Origin of the sequence: Photobacterium sp. OFAV2-7 (genome assembly GCF_022347985.1) — a bacterium.
GTDB lineage: Bacteria > Pseudomonadota > Gammaproteobacteria > Enterobacterales > Vibrionaceae > Photobacterium.
On the sequence record NZ_JAKRFQ010000455.1, the window covers coordinates 1 to 4,036 of the forward strand.

Below are 4,036 nucleotides of genomic sequence, written 5' to 3' on the forward strand. Positions count from 1 at the left end.
TATTGAAGTACTTTGATGGCCAATTGGAGGAAGCCATTAAACATTCCCTCGATGATGAGTGTGAGCAGTTGCTGGCATCCTGTCAGCCGGAGCTTGAAAGAACCATTCACTGTTACAAAAAATATGATTTATATCAGGCTACTTTAATCCTGAAACAAATCCTTGATCAGTTGAATACTTTCTTTCACCATCGGACACCTTGGCTCATCAGCAAAGGACAAGATAGCCAACATGTGAAAAACACCTGCTTTGTGGTAAGTAATATTCTTCGTCAGGTAGTGCTAAGCTACGCTCCCATAACCCCGAAGCTTTCGGACAGTGTGCTGGCCGAGTTTGGTATTGATACCTCTGAGTGCTTATTACGCTCCAGCATTGAATTAAGCGCTATCAATATCAGCCAAGCCAATAGCCACTTTGAAAGGATTCAGCTCAGTAACTAATTGATACTGCTGATTATTAGCACAGCTGACAAGTAGCGCTACAGCGTATTTTCAGGCCGTTGAGCATCATTCAGTTCACGGCCTGAGAACTCTGTAACAAAGGTGGTCAGGAAATTCTGACAACCCGCGAAAAAACATCTTCTATTTCGCGATACATTCTTTCAGGATCGCCTTCATAACGACGTGAAAAGTGGAACGGCATTAGCTGCTCAACATCGGCTGCAGCGGCAATTTCACCGCATGCAGTAGTCGTCAAATGACCGTTATTGACTGCCCGAAACTGATCATCCCGGGAAAATGAAGCTTCACATATCAGTGTGCCAGCATTTCGTGCCAAAGCTACCAGCTTATCCCTATTTTGAATAGTATCGGCAAGATCTGTGGCATATACGAGCTTTTTACCTGCCTGCTTATAAAGCAGTCGACTTGCCAACTCCCCTACCAGCCGATTTTCTCCATTAGGTAATGTTACCGAGAGTCCATGATCACCCGCCATATAGGCGTACTTGAGTTTGCCTAACCAGGGGCCAGGCTGTAACTCAAGCTCTGAGAGAGCTTCTTCACTGACAACAACAGCAGACACAGGCTCGTAAGCATAAGCCAGCACAGGCGTACCATGATCCAGTTCGACGGCGCGTACCAAAAAACGCTCTTCCTGGTGAATAATACCGTCCTTCACTCGCCTGTCTGGCATCACGACCACTTCTTCCGACCCGGCCCTAAGGCAAAAACAGCGTAATATCTCTCCATGCAGCTCGGCAATATTAAATTCTGGACCGTTATCACCAATACGATCCCACAGGATACCGCTAAGCATACCGGCAATATGTCGTGCCAAGCCCGGTGGGCCATACAGGGTGCAAGAGGCGGGTGCGCCCAGCCGAACACGAAGCAACCCCATAAAGCCACCAATATGATCAAAATGGGCATGAGTAATGAAGATATGGCTGACATTATGAGTGTGTCGCATTGGTAGTCGTGAGGTATTGCCAAGATCAAACAGCAGGCAGCGCCGACTCCAATTAGTTTTGAGCAATAACAAGGGATCTTCGAACAGGCTATTTACCAATTCCGCAGTGATATCTCTGCGGCGGATCTGAGTACTGCGAACCGACTCTCGATGATCTGATGGGTACACTAGCGAAGAGCCCTTAAATGCAGTTGTATCTGACTTTGGCTTCTTCCAGTGATTGGCAGTCACCAGTTTTTGCCCCGGTAAGTGCCATGCGTCACGCAACAATAGCTGAGAGGGTAAACGCTCCACCCCGTGACACCGTAACCTAACATTCTCCTTCTCGAGTTCGAGCACTTCCGCCCATGCTGATCAACCCGTCTTCATCACTCAGGCTAATCAATCGGCCACACCATTTTTCCGGTTCTTCAATCGGAGGAGGCGTACCCAGCACAGCGATGCTATCAATCGGCAAAATGGTTTCCTCTGCACCGTCCATATAGGAATCCCACAGTTGTGTACGCCACGTTAAACGCTGAAATCGGCCGGGAGCTCGGGCATATTCTGAACTTGAAATCCATATAACAGGGAGGTTGATGCTGCCAATCTCGGGCTCCAGATCAATTGAGCCGTCCTGATTGTCATCCAATACAACCAGTACCGTTGCAGCCGTCAGGTTTATCAAAGTAGTTAGCAACTCTGCCGCCGCCACTCCCCTGGTCATCCCTGGGGCATCAATAAGCAAGGAGTGCTTTATGGTGGTTCTTAACAGCAAACGACTCACCGCCTCTGCCAGCGGTAAACGAAAACGTGCAGCATCCAGGCTACACAAAGCTTCAAAGTCAGCTAACCGCCACTGGTCACCTCTCCAGATACCGATGTTAACCGCCGCCGGCACACCGAACTTCGGTGACCCGGGATCTGCACTGAGGCATACACACGACTGATCGACCGCGCTAAGTCGTCTTGCCAGTTCGGCCGCCAGGTAGCTTTTGCCAGCACCGGTCGGGCCGAACAACAGAACTCGCTCATGCTGCTTTAATAATGTTTGAAATAGATGATCCACGCCTTGCGTATATGAGAGTTGCTGCTGCGGTAATACCATAACCAGATCCGCTATCAATAGGCGGTCGAGTAACCAACCTTTGTTATAAGTATAATTAACCCTTGATATTGACTATCTGTCGCAGGGTATGGACCACCTCAACCAAGTCACTCTGGTTTTTCATTACCGTATCTATGTCTTTGTATGCTTGTGGGATCTCGTCGATCACCCCTTTATCTTTACGGCACTCAACACCAGCTGTCTGCTCTCTCAGATCTTGCACCGTATATTGCTTTTTCGCCTGAGTACGAGACAGTCTTCGACCAGCCCCATGACTACAACTGAAAAATGACTCCGGATTGCCTTTTCCGCGCACAACGTAAGAGCAGGTGCCCATACTACCGGGGATCACGCCCAAATCCCCCAATGCAGCCCGAATCGCTCCCTTGCGAGTCACCCATACCTCTCGGCCAAAGTGCACTTCACGTTCAATATAGTTATGGTGGCAGTTTATCGCTTCCTGGGTTACTGAAAAGTCTGGCAGGTAACGAGCGAGGATCCGAAGCGCAGCCTTCATCATCAGTTCCCGGTTTATACGAGCATATTCCTGTGCCCAGCTCACCGCCTTGATGTAACCGTGATAATAGCGAGCACCTTCCTGGAAATAAGCCAAATCTGCATCAGGCAAGTGAATATGATGACGTTCCATATCCCGTTTGGCCTGGGTAATAAAATAGCGGCCAATCGCATTGCCAATCCCCCGGCTGCCAGAGTGCAACATTACCCAGAGGTTATCCGATTCATCGAGACAGAGTTCGAAAAAGTGGTTTCCTCCTCCCAGCGTGCCTGCTTGATGTGCCCAGCGCCCCGGTTTTATCATTTTCCGTAACTCAGGATTCTCCTGCACGATCTTGTCCAGCCCCTTGGCCAATTCAGAATCTCCCCTGATCTTGGCAGTTTGGTGCTCATGGCCCGGTCCCACCGGAATAACTGACTCAATTGCGTAGCGGAGCTCTTTGAGATTATCGGGCAGATCCGAGGCTGTCAGCGACAGGCGAGCAGCATTGATACCGCAACCTATATCGACACCGACGGCGGCGGGTATGATCGCTTTCACCGTCGAAATAACGCTGCCAATCGTCGCCCCTTTACCAAGGTGAACATCGGGCATTCCGGCAACATGATGATAAATGAACGGCAAAGAAGCGGTTCTTTTAAGCTGCTCGCCAGTCTGCACATCAATATCAGTGGTCCACACTTTTACCGGATGGGGCTGGTGTTCAGTCGGAGGATAAACAGTAAGCACTGGCATAGCATTCGCCTCGTTGCGTGATTACGCCCAGCAACTACTCTACACATTATAGGCCTATATAGCATGGACCTATATTTCTTATTATTTTTGAGACATTTAGAATAACATCACCGAACATCATTATTAAACAGCATGAAATAAATACTTTTCGTCACAAATCTATTTTTCAATGAAATGAGTAATTTATCATTGCACCATAACGTGAATTGTTGATACTATTTTGAGCAGATAAAGATAGCCCAGCATTAAATTGGCGACAACTTTAAACGCTATCATATGCTTATTTA

General features: G+C 48.3%; 4 protein-coding genes. 1 reads left to right on the forward strand and 3 read right to left on the reverse strand.

What is annotated here, in order from left to right; translation table 11 throughout:
- On the forward strand, positions 1-440 hold a 440-nt coding region (locus tag MHN01_RS18820; RefSeq protein WP_239412754.1), incomplete at its 5' end, for a class I tRNA ligase family protein.
- 106 nt (positions 441-546) lie between these two features.
- Here MHN01_RS18820 and MHN01_RS18825 read toward each other — a convergent pair.
- The 3 genes from MHN01_RS18825 to MHN01_RS18835 are packed head-to-tail and all read right to left on the reverse strand — an operon-like array spanning position 547 to position 3,749.
- A complete protein-coding gene (locus MHN01_RS18825) occupies positions 547-1,704 on the reverse strand; it encodes an MBL fold metallo-hydrolase (RefSeq protein WP_239412755.1) in 1,158 nt (385 codons plus the stop codon).
- A 16-nt stretch (positions 1,705-1,720) separates the two neighbouring features.
- On the reverse strand, positions 1,721-2,497 hold the full coding sequence (locus MHN01_RS18830) for a hypothetical protein (protein WP_239412756.1): 777 nt from the start codon (positions 2,495-2,497) through the stop codon (positions 1,721-1,723).
- 55 nt (positions 2,498-2,552) lie between these two features.
- Entirely contained in the window at positions 2,553-3,749 is a 1,197-nt protein-coding gene (locus tag MHN01_RS18835) for an RtcB family protein (protein WP_239412757.1), read from the reverse strand.
- Positions 3,750-4,036 lie beyond the last annotated feature (287 nt).

Bases quoted from the DNA above. Each gene is read 5' to 3' on its own strand.
- MHN01_RS18830 (WP_239412756.1), bottom strand. From the start codon at position 2,497: ATGGTATTACCGCAGCAGCAACTCTCATATACGCAAGGCGTGGATCAT.
- MHN01_RS18835 (WP_239412757.1), bottom strand. From the start codon at position 3,749: ATGCCAGTGCTTACTGTTTATCCTCCGACTGAACACCAGCCCCATCCG.